Raw genomic sequence first — 23,428 nt, 5'->3', positions numbered from 1 at the left:
TTGCCCCTCTTTTGGCGCGAAAAATTGTTTGTAAATTTATAAAATACTGAAAATCAACTCTTTCATTGTGAAAACGTGAGAGGGATTTCGTATATGTAGATATTGCGGTAATGCTGCCTCAAAAGTAATAAAAATATTTTGCATTACACTGTGAAAAGATATACCAGTGTTGCAGTTAGAAAGAGCCAAGTGCATAGTTAAAAGAGTCCTAAGGTCTTCTGTGAGCGCCAAAAACACTTTTACCTTTTACTTTTACCCTTGTTTCTTGTTCTTTTCTGATATTTTTTAATGAATCAAAATATTTTTTAACCCTTTCTTAAAAGTTTTATGAGTAAAACAAAATCAACAACTCAAGGAAATCCGAGAATTAATTTCTCATCAGCGAAAGGAAAAATCATCACTCCAGACTTTTTGGATATCCAAATTGAGTCTTTCAGAGAATTTTTCCAGCTTGATACACTTCCTGAAGCCAGAAAGACAGAAGCTCTTTACAAGACTTTCCAAGAGAATTTCCCAATTACGGATTCAAGAAACCAATTCGTATTAGAATTCCTAGACTATCTGGTAGATTCTCCACGTTATTCAATTGATGAGTGTGTGGAAAGAGGACTTACTTATTCAGTTCCTCTAAAAGCTAGACTTAAATTGTATTGTACTGACCCGGAACACGAAGATTTCCAAACAGTGGTTCAGGACGTATATTTAGGTCCGGTTCCTTATATGACGCCAAGTGGTTCTTTCATCATCAACGGTGCTGAGAGAGTTATTGTTACGCAGCTTCACCGTTCACCTGGTGTATTCTTCGGACAGACTTACCACGCGAATGGGACCAAACTTTACTATTCAAGAATTATCCCTTTCAAAGGATCTTGGATGGAATTTACAACAGATATCAACAGCGTAATGTACGCGTATATCGATCGTAAGAAAAAATTACCATTAACAACTTTATTAAGAGCTATCGGATACGAATCTGATAAAGATATCCTTCAGATCTTCGACCTTGCGGAAGAAGTGAAAGTTTCTAAAGCTGCCCTTAAAAAAGTGGAAGGGAGAACATTGGCTGCGAGAGTATTGAACACTTGGTTCGAGGATTTCGTAGACGAAGATACAGGTGAAGTAGTTTCTATCGAAAGAAACGAAATCATCCTGGATAGAGAAACAATCCTTGAAAAAGAACATTTAGATCTTATCCTGGATGCTGGTGTGAAATCAATTTTGATTCACAAAGAAAACAGCAACGAATTCTCTATCATCCAGAATACATTACAAAAAGACCCTACTAACTCTGAAAAAGAAGCGGTAGAGTATATTTATCGTCAGTTAAGAAACGCAGATCCACCAGATGAGGAAACTGCAAGAGGAATCATTGAAAAATTATTCTTCTCTGAGCAGAGATACTCTTTAGGTGAAGTTGGACGTTACAGATTGAACAAAAAGTTAGGTCTTAACATTCCTACAACAACTGAGGTTCTTACAAAAGAAGATATCATTGCTATTGTAAGACACTTGATCGAATTGGTAAACTCTAAAGCTGAGGTTGATGATATTGACCACTTATCAAACAGAAGAATTAAAACTGTTGGTGAGCAATTAGCAGGACAGTTCGGGGTAGGTCTTTCAAGAATTGCAAGAACAATCAAAGAAAGAATGAACGTTAGAGATAACGAAATCTTTACTCCGCTTGACCTTGTAAATGCTAAGACATTAACATCGGTAATCAACTCATTCTTCGGTACCAACCAGCTTTCTCAGTTCATGGACCAAACCAACCCTCTATCAGAGATCACTCACAAGAGAAGATTATCTGCACTAGGGCCTGGTGGTTTATCAAGAGAAAGAGCAGGTTTCGAGGTTCGTGACGTTCACCATACTCACTACGGAAGAATTTGTCCGATTGAAACTCCGGAAGGACCAAACATCGGTTTGATTTCATCTCTAGGGATCTATGCGAAAATCAACAACCTTGGTTTCATCGAAACGCCATATAGAAAAGTAGAAAGTGGTAAGATTGATCTTAACGCTGATCCTATTTACTTAAATGCAGAAGATGAAGAAGATAAAGTAATTGCTCAGGCAAACGTTGAATTGAGTGATAACGGAGACTTCTTAACAGACAGAATTATTGCAAGATTGGATGGTGACTATCCGGTAGTAGAGCCTGCTCAGGTAAACCTTATCGATGTAGCTCCAAACCAGATCTCAGGTATTTCCGCTTCATTGATTCCATTCTTGGAGCATGATGATGCGAACCGTGCATTGATGGGATCTAACATGATGCGTCAGGCCGTTCCTCTATTGAAGCCACAGGCTCCAATCGTTGGTACAGGGCTTGAGCAGCAGGTTGCAAGAGATTCAAGAATCCTAATTAACGCTGAAGGTACAGGTACAGTAGAGTACGTAGATGCTGACAGAATCGTTATTAAATATGAAAGAAGCGAAGACGAGGATTTAGTACAATTCGAGTCTGCTACTAAAACATACAAACTTACTAAGTTCAGAAAGACTAACCAGAGTACAACAATTACCCTAAGACCAAACGTAAGAGTAGGTGATGTAGTGGAAAAAGGACAGGTACTTTGCGACGGTTATGCTACTGAAAAAGGAGAATTAGCTCTTGGTAGAAACTTAGTGGTAGCGTTCATGCCTTGGAAAGGATACAACTTCGAGGATGCAATTGTAATCAACGAAAAAGTTGTACGTGAAGACTGGTTTACTTCAATCCACGTAGATGAGTATTCTCTTGAAGTTCGTGATACCAAATTAGGTATGGAAGAACTTACAGCAGATATTCCAAACGTATCTGAAGAAGCTACTAAAGATCTTGACGAGAACGGTATGATCAGAATCGGTGCTGAAGTGAAGCCTGGAGATATCATGATTGGTAAAATTACTCCAAAAGGTGAATCTGACCCGACTCCTGAAGAAAAACTTCTTAGAGCAATCTTCGGTGATAAAGCTGGTGATGTAAAAGATGCATCATTAAAAGCTGACTCTTCATTAAGAGGAGTTGTTATCAACAAGAAATTGTTCTCTAGAAACATTAAAGACAAAAAGAAAAGAACTGAAGAAAAACTTAGACTTGAAGAAATTGAAAACACTTACAAGGCTAAATTTGATGAGTTAAGAAATACTTTAATTGAAAAATTAAATACACTGGTAAGCGGTAAAACTTCTCAAGGGGTACAAAATGACCTTGACGAAGAAATCATCGGTAAAGGTGTTAAATTTACTCACAAACTATTAACTTCAGTTGAAGATTATGTAAACGTTAGTGGTGCAGACTGGACAGTAGACGCTGACAAAAATGAATTGATCAAACAATTAATTCACAATTACAAAATCAAATATAACGACATCCAAGGAGTTAAAAACCGTGAGAAATTTGCAATTTCAATCGGGGATGAGCTTCCGGCAGGTATCATGAAGTTGGCTAAAGTTTACATCGCTAAGAAACGTAAACTGAATGTAGGAGATAAGATGGCGGGACGTCACGGTAACAAAGGTATCGTTTCAAGAATCGTTCGTGAAGAAGACATGCCGTTCTTAGAAGATGGAACACCGGTAGATATCGTATTGAATCCACTAGGGGTACCTTCTCGTATGAACATCGGTCAGATCTATGAAACAGTTCTTGGATGGGCTGGTAGAAAACTAGGATTGAAGTTCGCTACACCAATCTTCGATGGAGCAAGTCTTGATCAGATTACTGAGTACACTGAGAAAGCAGGTCTTCCTAAATTCGGTCACACTCACCTTTATGATGGTGGTACCGGAGAAAGATTTACTCAGGCTGCGACAGTAGGTATCATTTACATGTTGAAACTAGGACACATGGTTGATGATAAGATGCACGCACGTTCTATTGGACCTTACTCATTGATTACTCAGCAGCCGTTAGGAGGTAAAGCTCAGTTCGGAGGTCAGAGATTCGGAGAGATGGAGGTTTGGGCACTTGAAGCATTCGGTGCATCTAATATCTTGAGAGAAATCTTGACTGTGAAGTCGGATGACGTGATTGGTAGAGCAAAAACTTATGAAGCAATTGCAAAAGGTGAATCTATGCCTGAACCAGGTATTCCGGAATCATTCAATGTATTACTTCACGAGTTACAAGGACTTGGACTTGATGTAAGACTTGAGGAATAATTTTAAATTTTGCCTATTGAATTTTGAACCCGTTCAGAATTCTATCCAAAATTTATAATCCAAAATCTAAAATCTAAAAAATGTCAAATAAAAATAAAACAAGTAGATTTAATAAAATAACCATCGGTTTAGCTTCACCGGAGTCTATTTTACAAGACTCAAGAGGGGAGGTTTTAAAACCGGAAACTATTAACTACAGAACTCACAAACCTGAAAGAGACGGATTATTCTGTGAGAAAATCTTTGGTCCTGTAAAAGATTACGAATGTGCTTGTGGTAAATACAAGAGAATTCGTTACAAAGGGATCGTTTGTGACCGTTGTGGTGTAGAAGTTACTGAGAAAAAAGTAAGAAGAGAAAGAATCGGTCATATCGGATTGGTTGTTCCTATTGCTCACATCTGGTACTTCCGTTCATTGCCAAACAAAATCGGATACCTTTTAGGAATCCCTTCTAAGAAATTAGATATGATCATCTACTACGAAAGATATGTAGTGATTCAGCAGGGTATTGCTAAAAAATTAGATGGTTCTGATTTCGAAAATATGGAATTCCTTACAGAAGAAGAGTACCTTGATATCATGGAAACTCTTCCTGTAGAAAACCAGTATCTTGATGATTCTGATCCAAACAAATTCATCGCCAGAATGGGGGCTGAAGCTGTAGAAGATCTATTAAAAAGAATCGATCTTGATGCATTGTCTTTCGACTTGAGACACAAAGCTCATAACGAAGGTTCTAAACAAAGAAGAACAGAAGCTCTTAAAAGATTGAACGTTGTAGAAGCATTGAGAGGTGCTAATACAAGAATGATCAACAGACCAGAGTGGATGATTATGCGTGTACTTCCTGTTATCCCACCAGAACTAAGACCATTAGTTCCATTGGATGGAGGACGTTTTGCAACTTCTGACTTGAATGACCTTTATAGAAGAGTAATTATCAGAAATAACCGTTTGAAGAGATTATTGGAGATCAAAGCTCCTGAAGTAATCTTGAGAAACGAGAAGCGTATGCTTCAGGAATCAGTAGATTCATTATTCGATAACACAAGAAAATCTTCTGCAGTAAAATCTGAATCAAACAGACCATTGAAATCACTTTCTGATTCATTGAAAGGTAAGCAGGGTCGTTTCCGTCAGAACTTACTAGGGAAAAGGGTAGATTACTCTGCGCGTTCGGTAATTGTTGTAGGTCCAAACTTGCAGCTTCACGAATGTGGTATTCCTAAAGATATGGCAGCTGAACTTTACAAACCATTCATCATTAGAAAACTAATTGAAAGAGGGATTGTAAAAACTGTAAAATCTGCAAAGAGAATTATTGATAGAAAAGAACCAGTAGTTTATGATATCCTTGAAAACGTGATGAAAGGTCACCCGGTACTATTGAACAGGGCACCTACTCTTCACAGACTTGGTATTCAGGCTTTCCAACCTAAGATGATCGAAGGTAAGGCAATCCAGCTACACCCGTTGGTAACAACAGCATTCAACGCCGATTTCGATGGTGACCAGATGGCGGTACACTTACCGTTAGGACCAGAGGCAATCCTTGAAGCTCAGTTATTGATGTTAGGTTCTCAGAACATTTTGAACCCTGCAAACGGTTCTCCTATTACCGTACCTTCTCAGGACATGGTTCTTGGTCTTTATTTCATGACCAAAGAATTAAGCTCTACAGAAGATATGAAAGTAAAAGGTGAAGGTCTTGCATTCTATTCTCCTGAGGAAGCGGAAATCGCTTATGCTGAAGGTAGAGTTTCTTTAAATGCTAAGGTAAGATGTAGACTACCTGTTAAAGAAGACGGAGTAATAGTAACAAGACTGATCGAAACTTCTGTAGGTAGAATTTTATTCAACCAGATTGTACCTAAGCAAGTAGGATATATCAATGAACTTCTTACTAAGAAATCATTGAGAAACGTTATCGGTAAGATCCTTGCTGATACAGATTTCCCTACAACTGTGAAGTTCCTTGATGCAATGAAAGACTTAGGGTATTCAAATGCATTCAAAGGAGGTCTTTCATTCTCACTTGGGGATATTGTAGTTCCTGTTGAGAAAAAACAGATGATTGCTTCTTCAATTGAAACTGTAGACGAAATTAGAGCTAACTATAACATGGGTCTAATTACCGATACAGAACGTTATAACCAGGTAATTGACGTTTGGACAAATACCAACGCCGGATTAACTGAGATGATCATGAGCAGAATGAAAACTGACCAAGGTGGTTTCAACTCTGTATATATGATGCTTGACTCTGGAGCGAGGGGTTCTAAAGAACAGATCCGTCAGTTATCAGGGATGAGAGGTTTGATGGCAAAACCGCAGAAAGCCGGTTCTACCGGAGCGGAGATCATCGAAAACCCGATCCTTGCAAACTTTAAGGAAGGTCTTTCGATTCTAGAGTACTTTATCTCTACCCACGGTGCGCGTAAGGGTCTTGCGGATACCGCTCTTAAGACAGCCGATGCTGGTTACTTAACGAGAAGATTGGTAGACGTTGCACAGGACGTTATCGTTACAGAAGACGACTGTGGAACACTGAGAGGTACAGAAGTTACTGCACTTAAGAAAAATGACGAGATCGTTGAAAGAATCTCTGAAAGAATCTTAGGTAGAGTATCTCTACATAATATTTACGATCCTGAAACTGACGAGCTTATTGCAAGTGCAGATCAGGTAATCATTGAATCTTTGGCGAAAAGAATCGAAGAAGCTGGATTAGAAGCTGTTGAGGTTCGTTCTCCATTAACTTGTGAAGCTAAGAAAGGTATCTGTGCTAAATGTTACGGAAGAAACTTAGCAACAGGTAAAGTGATCCACATGGGTGAAGCGGTAGGTGTAATTGCAGCACAGTCAATTGGGGAACCAGGTACTCAGCTTACGTTGAGAACCTTCCACCAAGGGGGTACTGCAGGAAACGTATCAGAAAACCCATCTATCGTTGCAAGAAGAGATGGTATCGTAGAAATGGATGAAGTAAGAACTATTACTTCTGAAGATGAAAACGGTAATACAGCTGAGGTTGTAGTTTCCCGTTCAACAGAATTCAGATTAGTTGCTGATAATGAGTTCAGAACTCCATTAATGGTAGCTAACGTACCTTACGGATCTATATTAGCTGTAAAACCAGGTGATAAAGTGAAGAAAGGTGATACAATCTGTAGATGGGATCCATATAACGCGGTAATTATTGCTGAAACTTCAGGTAAGGTAGAGTACGAGGATATCATCCAGGGTATTTCATTCCAACTTGAAATTGACGAACAAACAGGATTTGAAGAGAAAGTAATCTCTGAATCTAGAAATAAGAAAGCCGTACCTACCTTGAAGGTGGTAGACTCTAAAGGTGTTGAGCAGAAAGCTTACAACTTACCGGTAGGAGCCCACTTAATGGTTAACGATGGTGAAAAAATTAAGGCTGGTAAAGTCTTAATCAAAATCCCAAGAAAATCTGCAAAAGCAGGGGATATCACCGGAGGTCTTCCGAGAGTTACCGAATTATTTGAAGCTAGAAACCCTTCAAACCCAGCGGTTGTTACTGAAATCGACGGGGTAGTTTCTTACGGAAAAATCAAGAGAGGTAACCGTGAACTTATTGTTGAAGCTAAAACTGGAGAAAGAAAAATTTATTTAGTTAAATTATCAAACCAGATCTTAGTACAGGAGAATGACTTCGTAAGAGCAGGTTCTCCGCTTTCTGACGGTTCTATTACACCGGAAGATATCCTAAGAATTAAAGGTCCAACAGCAGTTCAGGAATACTTGGTAAATGAGATTCAGGAAGTTTACCGTCTACAGGGGGTAAAAATCGACGACAAGCACTTTGAAATTATCGTAAGACAGATGATGACGAAAGTATCTATCGTAGATGGAGGTGATACTCAATTCCTTGAAGGAGCCCTTGAGCATAAGTATGATTTCTTGGAAGAAAACAACAGAGTATTCGGTCTTAAAGTAGTAGTAGATGCTGGTGATTCTAAAGAATTTAAACCAGGTCAGATGATTACTGCAAGAGAATTAAGAGATGAAAACTCTAAGTTGAAACGTGAAGATTTAGGTCTTGTAGAAGTAAGAGAAGCTCTTCCTGCTACGGCAACTCCTGTACTACAAGGTATTACAAGAGCAGCACTTCAGACTAAGTCATTCATGTCTGCAGCATCGTTCCAGGAAACAACTAAAGTTCTTAACGAAGCAGCTGTTGCTGGTAAAGTAGACGATCTTAACGGTCTTAAAGAAAATGTAATTGTAGGTCACAGAATCCCTGCAGGTACAGGTCTTAAAGAGTATCAGAACGTTATTGTAGGTTCTAAGAAAGAATTCGAAGACCTTAACTAAAATTAATGATTTGAAATTTGGGATTTGAAATTATTTTTATATTTTCACAATCTCAAATTTCGAATTTTAAAAACATAATTTATAACAATGGACAACAATCAAAATCCACAAGACGGAAACATCAACATCGAATTAAACGAAATGGTAGCTGCTGGTATCTATGCTAACCTAGCTTTAGTAAACCACTCTCCATCTGAATTTGTAGTAGACTTTATTCAGTTGATGCCAGGTGTTCAGCAAGCTAAAGTAAGATCAAGAGTTATTCTTGCTCCACTTCACGCTAAAAGAGTTTTAAACGCTCTTCAACAGAACATCGCTAACTACGAGCAGCAGTTCGGAGAAATCAAAGAAGTTGAGCCTTTCGTATTAGGAGGAAACAACGTTCAAGCGTAAGATTTCTTTTTACAATAAAATAAGAATGCCCTGGTTTTTACCGGGGCATTTTTTTGAGCTAAATTCTGACTTAGAAAGGAATATTAAACTCGTATAATTGTTAATTTTGTTTAATAAAATAAAAATATATAATAACCATACATCAATTTTATATCTTTGTTTGAGAAAAAGTAGAAAATATAGGATATGATTGATAATGCGTTCGCTGTAAGCAAATTTGGCTTTTTAGGGGCTGATTTTTTATCTGAACTGGAAAAGTATGCTGTAGCAATTGATATAAAAGCAAAAACTGAAATCATAAGAGAAGGGCAGAAAAATAAGTTTGTCCCTTTCCTTATAAAAGGCTCTATCAAAGTTTTTACCCTTAATGATGGTAGAGAACTTATCTACTACTATATTAAGCCCAAAGATAGCTGCCTTATGACCTTCTCATCCATTTTTACAGACTATGTCAGCAGGGTGTATGCTATTGCTGAAGAAGATTCGGAAGCTATTCTTATTCCCGTTTCCGTAATGCATGATTGGTTGATAAAATTTCCGGAAATCAACAAACTGTTTTACCATGAATATGACCGTAGATTTTCAGAGGTGATGAATATGGTGAATGATGCGGTGTTTCACAGACTGGATAAAAGAGTCCTGAATTACATCAAACAGCAGATTTTATCCACAGGAAACAACCCTATTAAGTTAACTCATCGCGAAATTGCAAACAGTTTGGGGACCTCCAGAGAAGTTGTAAGCAGAGTTTTGAAAAAAATTGAAAGTGAAGGTGAAATTGTTCAAACCAAAGAAGGACTGAAAGTTCCTGTAAATGAAAATGTTAGAATTGTCTAATTTTAATTGTTTGAAAAGTTTATTTCTATCATTGATAAAAACAATTTGAATGGTGACTTTTATCACCTGTTTTTGAATTGAGAACTCGATAAGTTTGTTATATCATAATTTAATTTAAATTGCATATGACAAAAACTCTCTTATTTTTGTCAGTATTTTCTTCAGGTCTTGTCTTTGCACAGGAAGATCTGCTGAAGGATATTGACACGGTGAAAACCAATTCAGAAACCTCACAACCCGCCTTCAAAGCCCTTCAGATTGTTACGGGACAATCTACAAAACTCGCTGCCAAAAAAGAATGGTACATTATTGTTGCCCACAGATTTGGAGATGTAAGCGCAGGATTTAAAGACTTTTTTGGTCTGGATCATGCCTCAACCAAATTAGGGGTTATCTATGGTATTTCAGATGCAGTATCCGTAAGCCTTTCCAGAGAAACGAATATGAAAACGTTTGAAGGAGCAGTGAAATACAGATTGATAAGACAAAATGAAAACTTTCCGGTGGATATTGTAGGATACAATGTAATGGCTGCCAATACTGAACTGGATAAAGATAATTATCCGCATCTTAAATTCAGTGACAGGCTTTCTTATCTTACACAAGCATTGATTTCAAGAAGGTTTAATGATAAGCTTTCATTACAGCTTACTCCTTCTTATATTCATAAGAACCTTTACGAACCTACCATTGAAAATAAAAATCAATTTCTGGCAGGTTTGGGAGGGCGCTATAAAATTTCCAAAAGAGTTTCTGTGAATGCAGAATATTTTGTGAATTTCGACGATCACAGTTTTTATAAAAACCCACTGTCTTTGGGGGTAGATATAGAAACTGGAGGACACGTGTTCCAGCTTTTACTGACGAACTCCCAGATAAATTCAGATATCGGATATCTTACCAATGCCACAGGAGCATGGGGGAAAGGACATATTTTCTTTGGGTTTAATCTTTATAGAGTTTTTTAATATGAAAAAGCTAACATCCTTATTGATATTGTCGTCAGCAATCATACTGACGGCGTGTGACAGCAGAACTTATGAAGAGATTTCTGATAATACACCTATCACCGTACCTGTAAAATATACAGCAGACGTAAAACCCATCGTAGATAACAATTGCATAGGCTGCCATTCTGCAGGAAGTTTTAAACCTTTCGTTACTTACGATCAGGTAAAAAATAATATAGACGGAATCCTTGACCGTATCCAAAGACCTAATGGTGATCCGGAAAAAATGCCTCAGGGAGGATCATTGTCTGCAACCCAGATCAATATTTTCATAAAGTGGAAAGCTGACGGATTAAATGAAAATTAAAAAAAATTGATATGAAAAAATTAGCATTATTAAGCGTATTACTGCTTTCTGCCGGTTACGCTTCAGCACAAAAATACAGTTCTAAAACAGGAAAAGTAACTTTTGAAGCTTCAGTACCTCTGTTTGATGATATTTTTGCACAGGACGACAATAATGTTGTGATTCTGAATGCAGATAACGGTGAAATGGCATCTGTTTCAACAGTTAAAAACTTTCATTTTAAAACAAAATTAATGGAAGAGCATTTCAACGAAAGTTATGCGGAATCTGCAAAATATCCTAAAACAACGTTCAAAGGGAAAATTGTAAACTTTGATAAAACAAAACTCACTGCAAGCCCCCAGAAATATACCGTTCAGGGAACCCTCAACTTTCATGGTGTAGACAAAGCGGTTGCTTCTTCTGCCACATTATATGCAAAAGATGGTAAAATCTATATGCAGGGCGGTTTTATGGCTAAGCCGGCAGATTATAAGGTGACTATCCCTAAAATGGTTACAAAGAAAGTGGCAGAAAATGTGAACATCGAATACAACTACGTAATGGTAAAACAATGAGAAATGTAATCTTAATTTTAGGACTATTTCTGGGCTCATTGATATCTGCCCAGGAAAAAGCAAAATCAATATTTGATATTGCCAGAAGCGGAACAGTTCCTGAAGTACAGGAGCTGATGAAACAAAATCCGGATGTTATTAATCAGCTTAACGAAAACGGATTCTCTCCTCTTATTTTAGCCTGTTACAGAGGAAATATTCCAGTTGCGGAATTTTTAATTACTCACGTTAAAAATATGAATTATGCAAGTGGAGAAGGAACGGCTTTAACGGCTTCTGTTTTTAAAGGAGATAAAAATCTTACTCAAAAATTATTAGCGAATAAAGCTGATCCCAATGTGGCAAACAGCAGTGGAGTAACTCCATTGATATATGCTGTCCAGTCACAAAACAAAGAAATGGTAGAGCTGCTACTGAAGAATAAAGCAAATAAGACATTATCAGATAAACAAGGGAAAACTGTTTTTGAATATGCCTTATTTACTAAAAATCAAGATATTATTAACCTATTAAAAAATTGATCATATGAAATTAAAAACTACACTATTATTGATCGGATTTTTTGCTTTTTTTCATGTAAAAAGTCAATATTCGACAGGAAATGTGCCTCTTTTTTCCACACCGGGAGGAGCAGATTTGGCTTATTCAGCTAAGATAGACCTTACCCCTTCATTAGTTACCCTTACTCTTATTGGTCCTTCTACGGGATGGCTGGGAATGGCTTTCGATACAACGAATATGGATGATATAGGGAAAGATGTTGTCATTTTTGATGGTACCAATTTAAGTGACAGAACATTTAATGGACAGGGAGTGGTTCCGCCTTTGGATGGAACTCAAAACTGGACTGTAACGTCTAACACGGTGGCAGGAAGTGTTCGTACAGTAGTGGCTACAAGAGCTTTAAATACAGGAGACGCTAATGATTACGTTTTTACTTATCCTCCAGCAAGCCCTTTAAACGTTACCTATGGACGCAGGTTATCAAACTTTACAATTGGCTATCATGGCTCTAACAGCTGTGGTACTACAGCACTTACTTTTGGTTCTACTTTAGGAACTAAGGAAACAGCTGTAGAAAATAAGAAAATAGTTCTTTATCCAAATCCGGCTAAAGAAACGGTAAGCTTTAAAAATGTTGATAAAATAAAATCTGTTGATATTTATGAATCTGCCGGAAGAAAAGTAAGATCTGTAAAACTTGAAGGAGAAAATATCAGTGTCAGAGATTTAAAATCTGGTGCTTATTATTTTGAAATCACTTTAAAAGACGGAACAATGTCTTACGAAAAACTGATTAAAGAGTAATTTTTCAGAAAAAAACACCTAAATAATTAGTAATGAATACCTCTGGATTTTCAGGGGTATCATTTTTTATAATGTAAGAAGTTGTTGGAATGATTAATTCCAGAGGAATTGCTGAGAAAATTTTTATATTTGTGTGACATTTGGATTCTCATGAAAGTTACCTTTGAAAAATATAATCCTTTCTGGAAAAAGCAGTTTGAAACCATTAAAAATGAGCTTGAGAACTATATTGGTTTTTTGAATCCGGAAATTGAACATATTGGTAGCACATCTGTGGAAGGTTTATCTGCAAAACCTGTTATTGATATTATGATTGGGGTAAAGGATGAAAAAGAACTTGATAAAATTCCGTCTTTACTGGAAGGCAAAGATTATGTCTATTATGAAAAGTACAATGAAGATATGCCATATCGCCGTTTCTTTATTAAGCTTATCGATCTTAGCCATACATTAGGATTTCCTGATGTTATTTATTCAAATGATGAAATTCCTGAGAGACTTCACAATCATCATCTCCGTATTGCTCATATTCACGTTATTCCAACTTCTTCAGAGCATTGGTTTCGCCATTTGGCTTTCAGGGACTATCTTCGTACTCATCCGGAGGTAAAGGAGGAATATCAAAAACTGAAAGAGGAATTGAGTAAAAAAGAATGGTTTGACGGTAATGATTATAATCAGGGAAAAGACCCGTTTATAAAAAGAGAAGAGCGTAACGCCATTCAATGGTACCTAACTCAACGGAAATAAAGTCTAATTACCACATAAATTTAAAACATCAATGGAGTTCAATACCCTAGCAAATACAAGTATAGATGAACTTTTATCAGTATTTAATCATTCATTTTCTGATTATGTTGTTCCTTTTCACTTAACAAAAGAAGTCCTTATTTCAAAAATTGCAGCTGAAAAACTAGATATGAATATCTCTGTCGGAGCATTTGAGGAAGGTCGATTGGTAAGTTTTATCCTTCAGTCTGAAAAAGTTGAAAACGGTGAGAAAATTATTTACAATGGTGGGACAGGAGTTATTCCGGAGAGCAGAGGTAAGGGGTTGGTTAGAAAAATGTATGATTTTATTATTCCTGTTTTAAAAGAAAGAAATGCCAATACATTGCTGCTTGAAGTCATTGAAGGAAATCAGCCTGCAATCAGGGCATATGAGAATTTAGGCTTTAACATCGTCCGAAGACTGCTTTGTTTTAAAGGTAATATTAAGCCGGGAAAAGAAAACGACGGGATTTCTGTACAGGAACTGAAAGACTTTGAATGGGAAAAATTATGCTCTTTCTGGGATATTGAACCTTCATGGCAGGGATCTGTTTTTGTATTGGAGCCTATGCCTGAAAACTATGTGACTTTGGGTGCTTATCTTGAGGAGAAGCTTGTGGGGTATATTGTTTATGGCCCTACGTCAAAAAAAATATACCAGTTTGCTGTGGATAAGAGCTTCAGAAACCTGGGAATTGGGACAATGCTTTTTAATGCCATTTCGGGGAAAAATGGAGGGCAGGCTATCGCATTGAACAATGTAGATGATTCTTCGGAAAGTACCAGCAAATTTCTTAGTGAAAGAGCAGGACTTAATAATTGGCTGTCACAGTTTGAAATGAAAAGACCTATTTAATGAGTTTTAATTTTGATTCAAAAAAAATAATCGGTTTTAATATACTTTTAATCTCTTAAACTTTTCAGGCAGAAGTATTGGGTGTAACTTTGCGGTAAATTTTAAAATAATGAAGCGAGGAATCCATTTTTTACTGCTGTTAATTTCCTTTACGGCTTTTGCACAACAGGCAAATATTGATACAGCCCAGGTGGTGATCCCGGGTAGACAAAACAGTACGGAAGCACAATCTAAACCTTATGTAATTATGATATCTACAGACGGTTTCCGTTATGATTATGCTCAAAAATACAATGCTGAAAACCTTTTGAAACTGGCTAATGGCGGCGTAAAAGCTGAAGCAATGATTCCAAGCTATCCCAGTATTACATTTCCTAATCACTGGAGTTTAATTACCGGACTTTACCCCTCTCATCATGGTTTGATTGATAATTTCTTCTATGATTACAAGAGAAAAGAAGGCTATGCCATGAGCAATAAGAAAAATGCGGAAGACGGAAGCTGGTATGGAGGAACTCCACTTTGGGGACTTGCCGAAAAACAGGGTATGGTATCGGCCTCTTTAATGTGGGTAGGATCAGCCAGTGATGCAGGAGGAATGAGACCTACTTATTATTACCCATATCACGAAAAATTTACACCTTCCGAAAAAGTTGTAAAAGTAGTAAACTGGCTGAAGTTACCGGAAGATAAAAGACCTCACTTTATTTCATTATATTTCCCGGAGGTAGACGGTAGTGGGCATCATTTTGGACCGGATGCCAAAGAAACAGAAATAGCCGTTCATTTGATAGATCAGGCGATTGGCGACCTTGTTCAGAAAGTAAATGAATTAGGATTAAAAAATGTTAACTTTATTTTTGTGTCTGACCATGGAATGATCAAAGTAGACGGAGGTACACCATTGGAAATTCCGGCTGTCCTTTTTGATAAAAACAGATTCGATTTTTATAATTCCCAAACCCTTTTAAGAGTTTACGTTAAAAATCCGGATGAGGTAAAAGCAGTTTATAAAGAACTGAAAGCTAATAAAACAGACGATTATGAAGTATATTTGGATAGAAAACTTCCTAAATATCTGCACTTTGCAACAAGAGACGATCAATACAACAGAATAGGGCAGATTCTTCTGATTCCTAAAGCTCCAAAAATTTTCCTTGAAAAAGGAAAGAAAACATCAGTGGGAAAACATGGCTACAACCCTAAGGTAGTTCCGGAAATGAAAGCTACTTTCTTTGCTTGGGGACCTGAATTTAAAAACAATCTGGTGATTGATGAATTTGCGAACATTAATGTTTATCCTTTGGTTGCAGAAGTTTTAGGATTAAAAATTGATCAGCCAATTGATGGAAAACTGAAAGTTTTAAAAGAAACTCTGAAAGAAAAAAAATAATCTGAAGATTAAAAAATAAAGATTTAAAATAGTTTCGGCGCACCAAAGGTGCGCCGAAACTATTTTTAGAAATTGACTTAAGAATTAAAATTTAGAAGAAAACTCTTTAGCAAAATCTTCTAACTTAACATTTCCTGAAACCGGAGAACCATGATCGATAAAATCTTTTTGTACAACTCCTGTTCTTATTCCTCTGCCCATTTCAACATACAGATTTGCCATATCTGTTGGTAATCCGGCTTGAAGCATTCCGTTTAAAGAATCTTCATCAGAGAATTCTACCCATGGAAGCTCAGGCTTGTTAACAGAAGCTCCTAAAACTTTCGCAAAATCAGAAGCTGTTCGTACATCACTTACAATATATCTGATGTTGTTTGTATTGCTGTCTTTTACCAGTTCTTCAGCTGCTGCTTTGGCAATATCATTGGGATGTACTACAGGTACTTCAATACTTGCAGGATAATTACCACCAATGATTCCTGCATTTTGAATCAAAGGAATATCATTGAAAAAATTATTATAAAAATATCCGGCTCTTAAAAAAGTGAAAGAAGTATTTTCAACATTATTATATATTTTTTCGATATTATGAAGACCTGCGATAGGACCGTTTTCTACTGGAGATTCAGCGCCTACACTACTTAACATTACGGCTCTTTTTACGTTGGCGTTTTTTAAAGCTTCAGCATAATTTTTTCCTGCATTGGTAGTGTTTTCCACAATCTTATCCGGACTGATCGCTGGTGGTGTCATTACAAAAACTGCATCTGCGCCTTCAAATGTCTGGGTTAAAAAATTAACGTCTGTGATTGAACCTATGGCTGGGGTTGCTCCCAGAGATTCAATATCCTGCTTTCTTGCATCACTGCTGCTTACTACAGTAATTGTATGCCCTTCTGCAATTAATTGTTGTGCTAATGGTTTAGCTACATTTCCTAATGATCCTGTGATTACGATTTTCATATGTAAATATTTTTTTTATTTCTGAGAACAAAGTTATATTTGTACTTACTTTTATACAAGTACTTACCCTAAAGTATGTAGATATGACAGCAATCAAAGAAAGTTCAACCATTCAGGAAAACAGAAAGACAGTACAGGATTGTCCCGTAATGTACGTTATGGAAAGAATTGGAGGATTCTGGAAACCCATTATCCTGTTTAATCTTTCCACAGGAGAAAAGAGATACAGCGAATTGAAAAAAGCAATTCCTGCCGTAACAGAAAAGATGCTCATTCAGCATCTGAAGCAGCTGGAAACAGACGGATTAATTATCAGAACAGCAAAACCTGTAGTGCCGCCTCATGTAACCTATAAATTAAGTGAAGCTGGCAACGAACTTGCGCCTGTTATTGATGCTATGGCAGCATGGGCTTTTCAGGATATGGAAAGAAATGATATCAAATGTGCTGAAGGAAACAAATATATCTTGAATCAGGATCAGAATGCTTTTAGTCAAAATCTGAAAAAATAAAAACAGGCGCTTCAATCTGAAGCGCCTGTTTTCGTTAATATTCTTCAAAAGAATTACAAAGACTGCATATCGATTACGAAACGGTATCTTACATCACTTTTCAACATTCTTTCATAAGCTTCGTTGATATCCTGCATTTTGATCATTTCAATTTCTGAAACAATATTATGTTCTCCACAGAAATTCAATAATTCCTGAGTTTCTGCGATACCTCCAATGACTGAACCTGCTACAGATTTTCTTCCCATAATCATAGGAACAGTATTAAGGATAGGTTCCAGACCTCCCAGATATCCTACAAGAACATGAGTTCCGTTGATATTTAAAGTGGCCACGTACGGATTTACATCATGTACATAAGGAACTGTATCAATGATTACATCAAATTTTCCTTTTACAGAATCCATTTGTGCGTCATCAGTAGATATCACAACATGATCAGCGCCAAGTTGTTTCGCATCATCCGTTTTTCCGGGAGTTCTTGAGAATAAAGTAACTTCAGCTCCCAAGCCTTTTGCTAATTTAATTGCCATGTGCCCCAGACCACCAAGTCCTACAACAGCTACTTTAGAGCCAGGACCTACATTCCAGTGTTTTAAAGGTGACCACGTGGTAATACCTGCGCAAAGAAGTGGAGCTACTGCTGCAAGATCAAGATTTTCAGGCACTTTTAAAACATGGTGAGAATCCACAACTACTTTTTGAGAATATCCTCCAAAAGTATGACCTCCCAAATGTTTGTCCTTACCATTGTAAGTTCCTGTGAAGCCATTTAAGCAATATTGTTCAAGATCATGCTGGCAGCTGTCACAATGTCCGCAGGAATCTACAATACATCCAACTCCCGCAAGGTCACCTACTTTAAATTTGGAAACTTCGCTGCCTACCTTGGTAATTCTTCCGACAATTTCATGTCCGGGAACTACAGGATACAAAGATCCACCCCAGTCATTTCTCGTTGTATGAAGATCAGAGTGACATACCCCACAATATAAGATTTCAATCTCTACATCCTTTGAGGTTACTTCTCTTCTTTCAATATTCATTTCTTTCAGATCTGCTGTGGTAGACTCTGCACCATAAGCTTTTACTGTGATTGTACTCATTTTTATATTTAGTTTATTTAGGTTTATAGATTGCTATATTCTTCATCTGTTACAGGCTGCAGCCACTCTACAATTCCATTTTGAGTGTTGGGATTGATAGCAATATGGGTAAATTCGCTGTCCGGACCGGCACCATGCCAGTGGATAATACCGGGAAGAATATTGACGATGTCCCCCGGGTTCAAAATCTGCACAGGTTTACCTTTTTCCTGATAATATCCTGTTCCTGAAGTGACAATTAAAATTTGCCCGCCGCCATGAGAATGCCAGTTATTTCTACATTTTGGCTCAAAAATTACATTTCCTATCTGGCAGTTCAGATTGTCTTCATTGGGTTTCACGATATGAACCCATGCTGTGCCTCCGGAGAAATAATCTGCAGGAGCTTTTTCTCCTTTTGGAAAAATGTTGGTATTAAAAGTTTCCATAACGATACAAAAGTCGAAACTTTTCAGTAAATCACACTTATACAGATTACCGAATTACTTACCAATTTTACAGACCCTATTTCAGTTACACAGGAAAGTGGTAATTTTGAATAGTAATAAAAATATACTTCATGGAAAATCAGGAGGTTGAAATCTATAATAGTGTTTCGGAATACAATAAAATGGCCAATCATGAAACCCTGCATCCGCTGGTAAGTGTCATTGATTTTTCCAAATCTGATCCTATCTGTCAGCATAAAAGAAAATTTGGGTTTTATACCATTTTTCTAAAAGATATAATGTGCGGAGACATGCAGTATGGAAAACACAGCTACGATTATCAGGAAGGAACATTGGTTTTCATTGCCCCTGGACAGACCTATGGAATTTATAACAAAGATAAATATGTTCAGCCCGCAGGTTCTGCTCTGATCTTTCATCCGGATTTAATAAAAGGGACTAACTTAGGAAAGCATATTAAAGATTATTCCTTTTTCTCATATGATGTACACGAAGCCTTGCACCTCTCTGAAAAAGAACGGGAAATTATTCTGGAATGTTTTAAAAATATTCAGCTGGAACTTGAGCAGCCTATTGATAAACACAGCAAATCTTTAATTGTAAACAATATCGAGCTGTTTCTGAATTACTGTATGCGCTTTTATGACCGTCAGTTTATTACAAGAGACCATATCAATCAGGGAGTGATCGGTAAATTTGAAAATCTAGTGGATGATTATTTAAAATCTGAAAATCCTAAAAATATAGGTTTCCCAATGGTGAATTACTTTGCAGAAAAACTGAATTTATCTGCTAATTATTTTGGAGATCTGATTAAAAAAGAGCTTGGAATTTCCGCTCAGGAATTTATCCACAACAAACTTATTGATATCGCCAAAGAGCAGATTATGGATCAGGCTAAGACAATCAGTGAGATTTCCTATGATTTAGGATTCAAATATCCACAGCATTTTACAAGACTATTCAAAACAAAAGTAGGTATTTCTCCAAGTGAGTATAAAATCCTGAACTAGTTTTTTAAACTACTATCACTAATCTTTTCACAAATAACATAATTCAAGATAGTGGATATTAGTGCTTTCATTTGTGAAATTTGTTTTTAAATAATTAAATTTAGAGAGAAAAGTTTTCACCATTCTAATGATGACACCAAATCAGCAGAACACCACTGTTTTCGAGACTCGTTTCGGAAGAATTTTAGCGTTAAAAAAAGAAGGAATTATCAGGTTCCGAAGTATCCGGTATGCCCATTCTGAAAGATTTCAAAAACCAATTGCGATAGAAGCTTCCTTATCTTCAATAATTATCTCTCCGGAAAAAACTCCAGTGTGTCCTCAGGCTTTAAGTCCGCTTGTGGAAAAAATGATTGGAGCGACTCCTGTAGAAAGCTTTGAAGCTGATGAATCTACCCAATATCTTTCAATCACCCGTCCTGAAAAAGTTTCAGAAAATGAAAAACTTCCTGTTATTGTCTGGATTCACGGAGGATCTCATGAAATAGGCTGTGGTGATCTTGCGACTGCGGATCCCTCCGAATGGGTGAAAGAACAACATGTCATCGTGGTTACTGTTTCGTATCGTTTGGGATTGTTTGGTTTTTTAGGCGGAGATGAAGCCAGACCTGCTAATCTTGGGCTGCTGGATATGATTGAAGCATTAAAGTGGATCAAAAATTATATTGCAGATTTCGGCGGGAATGAAAACAATATTACCCTTCTCGGACAGTCTTCGGGAGGTGATGCAATTGCTCATTTAATGATTTCTGAAGGAGTGGAAGATTTGTTTCAGCGTGTTATCATCCAGAGTGCGCCTTTAGGTTTACGTCATCAGAGACAGAAAATGTCCGCAGAATTTCTGAAAAAAACAGAAGCATTGAAAGACGAGACTGATGTGTTAAAAATGATGAATGAATACGGGAAATTTTTACCATCCATCATGAAATATGGTCTGAAAGCTGCAATGCCTTTTGGTACTCAATACGGATATTTTCCTTTATGCAAAGAAGAAGAATCCGTAGGAATGTGGAAAAAGAATGCTCAGAAATATGATGTACTCATTGGTCTTAATAATGATGAAACCGCATTTTATCTCAAAACTTCTGAAGCTTTAAATAAATATTTCGGGACGGGACTGGGATTAAAAATTATGGATAAAACAGTTGAAAAGACTACAGAATTCATTTATGGAACTCCGGCAAGACGGTTTGCTGAAAACTTAGCTGAAGCCGGTGGAAATGTCTATCTGTTCAGAATTCATTCAAAACTAAAAGACAATCATATTGGAGCGCCTCACTGTATTGACCTTCCTTTGATCTTTGGAAATGAATCTGCATGGAAATCTTCCGAACTGCTGAAAAATATACCCTGGAGCCGTATTCATGAGAATGGTAAAAAACTACGGGGACTCTGGACAAAATTTGCCAGAACCGGAAAAATATCTGATACCTCAGAAAGACCTGAAATTCTGGAACTCCGAAAGATGTAACCACATAACAGGCTTATAAAATTTCTAATTTTAACAAATATCTCAACTGGAGACTCAAATATTCCCTTTCTTTGGAGGGGTGTCGAAAATTCAAAGAATTTTTTGACGGGGTGGTTTATCCCTACGTTTATTATTTATCTTCATATTTTACTATGAATTATATACGCTAAATCAAGTAGTTATTGTTAAATGTTTATTCGTAATTGTAATTTTTAATGTATATTTAAGTACTAAACCATAAAATAATAATTATGAAAACGAACAAAAATTTCAAAGTAAAAAAACTTAGACGCGAGGAACTGAAGACTGTAAAGGCTGGTGATCTAAATTGGGGTAAAGTATGCTGTACTTCCAACGAAGACGGGCAATGTTGTGAATGGGCCACAGATATTTGGAATTGCCGATACATTTATTGCTAATCTGCAAATCCTTACAAACTAATGAAAGAAAGCCTTGTCAAGGTTTTAAACCTTGACAAGGCTCTTTAATTTACTCTTATTCAGGAATCCAAACGCTCACGTTTCCTGCCGGAACAGGGAAATTTCCCCATCCGTTTTCATCAATAATTACTTTTTCTTTGAATCGCTTCAAAAGATCTTTAAATTTTTTTCCAGCGTAAAGCTGTCCCACTTCCATCGGTTTGTTGTAAGCATCTTTATTGCTTAATACTACAGCACATCCTGAATGTTCATCATCACCTGTACGAACCCATCCAAGGCAATTGGCATCCTCAAAATAATCATGCTGGTCACCATAAGCATGTTCCTTTCTTGCTTTTAATAATGCTTCTATTCCGTCTACTTTCGGCATAAATATTTCCTGATCATGACCTCCCCAATCTTTATCCACATAATGAGCGCCGTATAAATCAGGATAAAAAATACATGGATATCCATCTTTCCTCAATAAAATCAGAGCATAAGCCATAGGCTTGAACCAGGACTCTACGGGTGCCTCAAGATCCTGAAGCGGCTGGGTATCATGATTGGCCACCAAACTTACAGCATGCATAGGATCTGCCTGAGTAAGAGTTTCATCAAAAATTCTGCGCAGATCATAAGAGCTTCCTTCTTTTGAAGCATTATGAAAATTATTTTGAAGAGAACTGTCAAAAAGACTCATACAGCCTTCCGTCACCTCAATATACTTTTGAAGCAGATGAAGATATCCGGGAGCCCAGTATTCCCCTACTGCAAAAATATTTTTTCCAGAATTGGAACGAAGCATAGTGAGCCATTCTTTATAAAAATCGAATGAAATATGCTTCAAAGCATCCAGCCTCACTCCATCGAAATCAGTGAGGTCAAAATACCACTTGGCCCAATGGTTGAGTTCTTCCCGTACAAAAGGATTCCGGTGTTCAATGTCATTATACATCAGATAATCGTAATTTCCTTTTTCATCGTGAATCATTTCTTCCCAGTCATTTCCATATTCAGACTGTATTTTATAAATGTGGGATTCCATGCCTTCCGCATAATCTACACCGCTGAAACAGGTGAAGTTCCATTCAAAATCAGAATATTTTTTTCCTCTTCCGGGAAAGGTGAATTTAGTATAAGACTCAATTTCGATGATATCAGAAATCACTTTTTCTCTGTTTTCCTCATCTACTTTTACCACTTTGAATTTTTCAAGCTCATCACCTCCGGCTTTATGTCCCAGCACAATATCTACAATCACTTGTATATTTTGTTTCTTTAAGGCTTTAATGGCTTTTATATAATCGTTTTTAGTACCATATTTTGTAGGCTTGGTTCCCTTTTGGTCAAACTCTCCAAGATCATAAAGGTCATAGGCATCATATCCGGTAGAGTAACCGCCATTTGTCCCTTTATAAGCTGGGGGAAACCATACAGAAGTAATCCCAAGTTTTGCTAAGTATCTGGCCTGTTTTTCGGCTTCTTTCCACAACTTTCCGTCTCCTTCAGAATACCAGTGGAAAAACTGTATCATGGTTGGGTTCATAAATTTGCTGATTTGGTTG

At 37.0% G+C, this 23,428-nt stretch carries 20 protein-coding genes; 16 read left to right on the top strand and 4 right to left on the bottom strand.

The window, feature by feature from the left end:
• Positions 1-327: 327 nt before the first annotated feature.
• The 12 genes from rpoB (at position 328) to FW780_RS11065 (ending at position 15,927) form a co-directional block, all read left to right on the top strand.
• On the top strand, positions 328-4,149 hold the full coding sequence (rpoB, locus tag FW780_RS11120; protein WP_149833638.1) for a DNA-directed RNA polymerase subunit beta: 3,822 nt from the start codon (positions 328-330) through the stop codon (positions 4,147-4,149).
• Between the two features lie 80 nt (positions 4,150-4,229).
• Entirely contained in the window at positions 4,230-8,495 is a 4,266-nt protein-coding gene (rpoC, locus tag FW780_RS11115) for a DNA-directed RNA polymerase subunit beta' (protein WP_149833637.1), read from the top strand.
• An 87-nt stretch (positions 8,496-8,582) separates the two neighbouring features.
• Entirely contained in the window at positions 8,583-8,888 is a 306-nt protein-coding gene (locus FW780_RS11110) for a DUF3467 domain-containing protein (protein WP_002976436.1), read from the top strand.
• Positions 8,889-9,074: 186 nt separating this feature from the next.
• Positions 9,075-9,725 (top strand): Crp/Fnr family transcriptional regulator, encoded by a 651-nt coding sequence (locus tag FW780_RS11105; RefSeq protein WP_149833636.1) that lies wholly within the window; start codon positions 9,075-9,077, stop codon positions 9,723-9,725.
• A 125-nt stretch (positions 9,726-9,850) separates the two neighbouring features.
• A complete protein-coding gene (locus FW780_RS11100) occupies positions 9,851-10,693 on the top strand; it encodes a DUF5777 family beta-barrel protein (protein WP_149833635.1) in 843 nt (280 codons plus the stop codon).
• Position 10,694: 1 nt separating this feature from the next.
• Positions 10,695-11,042, top strand: a complete 348-nt coding sequence (locus FW780_RS11095) for a hypothetical protein (RefSeq protein ID WP_241676890.1) — start codon at positions 10,695-10,697, stop codon at positions 11,040-11,042.
• A gap of 11 nt (positions 11,043-11,053) precedes the next feature.
• Positions 11,054-11,599 carry a YceI family protein gene (locus FW780_RS11090; protein ID WP_149833633.1) on the top strand — a complete coding sequence of 182 codons (546 nt, stop codon included), beginning with the start codon at positions 11,054-11,056 and terminating at the stop codon, positions 11,597-11,599.
• Positions 11,596-12,120: an ankyrin repeat domain-containing protein gene (locus tag FW780_RS11085; protein WP_149833632.1), complete on the top strand. Its 525-nt coding sequence runs from the start codon at positions 11,596-11,598 to the stop codon at positions 12,118-12,120. Before FW780_RS11090 ends, FW780_RS11085 begins: the two co-directional genes overlap by 4 nt.
• A gap of 4 nt (positions 12,121-12,124) precedes the next feature.
• Entirely contained in the window at positions 12,125-12,907 is a 783-nt protein-coding gene (locus FW780_RS11080; protein ID WP_149833631.1) for a T9SS type A sorting domain-containing protein, read from the top strand.
• Between the two features lie 150 nt (positions 12,908-13,057).
• Positions 13,058-13,657, top strand: a complete 600-nt coding sequence (locus FW780_RS11075) for a GrpB family protein (protein WP_149833630.1) — start codon at positions 13,058-13,060, stop codon at positions 13,655-13,657.
• Between the two features lie 31 nt (positions 13,658-13,688).
• Entirely contained in the window at positions 13,689-14,534 is an 846-nt protein-coding gene (locus FW780_RS11070; RefSeq protein WP_149833629.1) for a GNAT family N-acetyltransferase, read from the top strand.
• 109 nt (positions 14,535-14,643) lie between these two features.
• A complete protein-coding gene (locus FW780_RS11065; protein WP_149833628.1) occupies positions 14,644-15,927 on the top strand; it encodes an alkaline phosphatase family protein in 1,284 nt (427 codons plus the stop codon).
• Between the two features lie 84 nt (positions 15,928-16,011).
• Here FW780_RS11065 and FW780_RS11060 read toward each other — a convergent pair whose 3' ends face one another.
• Positions 16,012-16,890: an NAD(P)H-binding protein gene (locus FW780_RS11060; protein WP_149833627.1), complete on the bottom strand. Its 879-nt coding sequence runs from the start codon at positions 16,888-16,890 to the stop codon at positions 16,012-16,014.
• A gap of 83 nt (positions 16,891-16,973) precedes the next feature.
• Here FW780_RS11060 and FW780_RS11055 point away from each other — a divergent pair, with 83 nt between their 5' ends.
• Positions 16,974-17,402 (top strand): winged helix-turn-helix transcriptional regulator, encoded by a 429-nt coding sequence (locus tag FW780_RS11055; protein ID WP_149833626.1) that lies wholly within the window; start codon positions 16,974-16,976, stop codon positions 17,400-17,402.
• 53 nt (positions 17,403-17,455) lie between these two features.
• Here FW780_RS11055 and FW780_RS11050 read toward each other — a convergent pair whose 3' ends face one another.
• Positions 17,456-18,508: an NAD(P)-dependent alcohol dehydrogenase gene (locus FW780_RS11050; RefSeq protein ID WP_149833625.1), complete on the bottom strand. Its 1,053-nt coding sequence runs from the start codon at positions 18,506-18,508 to the stop codon at positions 17,456-17,458.
• A gap of 23 nt (positions 18,509-18,531) precedes the next feature.
• Positions 18,532-18,936, bottom strand: coding sequence for a cupin domain-containing protein (locus tag FW780_RS11045; protein WP_149833624.1), 405 nt, complete (start codon positions 18,934-18,936; stop codon positions 18,532-18,534).
• A gap of 131 nt (positions 18,937-19,067) precedes the next feature.
• Between FW780_RS11045 and FW780_RS11040 the strand changes: the two genes are divergently transcribed.
• The 3 genes from FW780_RS11040 to FW780_RS22405 all read left to right on the top strand — a co-directional run bounded on the left by FW780_RS11040 (position 19,068) and on the right by FW780_RS22405 (position 21,860).
• Positions 19,068-19,970: a helix-turn-helix domain-containing protein gene (locus FW780_RS11040; RefSeq protein ID WP_149833623.1), complete on the top strand. Its 903-nt coding sequence runs from the start codon at positions 19,068-19,070 to the stop codon at positions 19,968-19,970.
• 127 nt (positions 19,971-20,097) lie between these two features.
• Complete coding sequence (locus FW780_RS11035; protein WP_241676889.1) at positions 20,098-21,441, top strand: carboxylesterase family protein; 1,344 nt, start codon at positions 20,098-20,100, stop codon at positions 21,439-21,441.
• Positions 21,442-21,692: 251 nt separating this feature from the next.
• The gene (locus FW780_RS22405; protein WP_167510678.1) at positions 21,693-21,860 is read left to right on the top strand and encodes a hypothetical protein; all 168 of its coding nucleotides are present in this window, start codon (positions 21,693-21,695) and stop codon (positions 21,858-21,860) included.
• Between the two features lie 76 nt (positions 21,861-21,936).
• Here the strand turns inward: FW780_RS22405 and FW780_RS11030 are convergent, their stop codons facing one another.
• Positions 21,937-23,409 carry an alpha-amylase gene (locus tag FW780_RS11030; protein ID WP_149833622.1) on the bottom strand — a complete coding sequence of 491 codons (1,473 nt, stop codon included), beginning with the start codon at positions 23,407-23,409 and terminating at the stop codon, positions 21,937-21,939.
• Between the last annotated feature and the right edge of the window lie 19 nt (positions 23,410-23,428).

This window comes from Chryseobacterium sediminis (assembly GCF_008386505.1).
In the GTDB taxonomy this organism is placed as follows: Bacteria; Bacteroidota; Bacteroidia; order Flavobacteriales; family Weeksellaceae; genus Chryseobacterium; species Chryseobacterium sediminis.
This window is presented reverse-complemented; position numbering and strand designations above follow the sequence as displayed.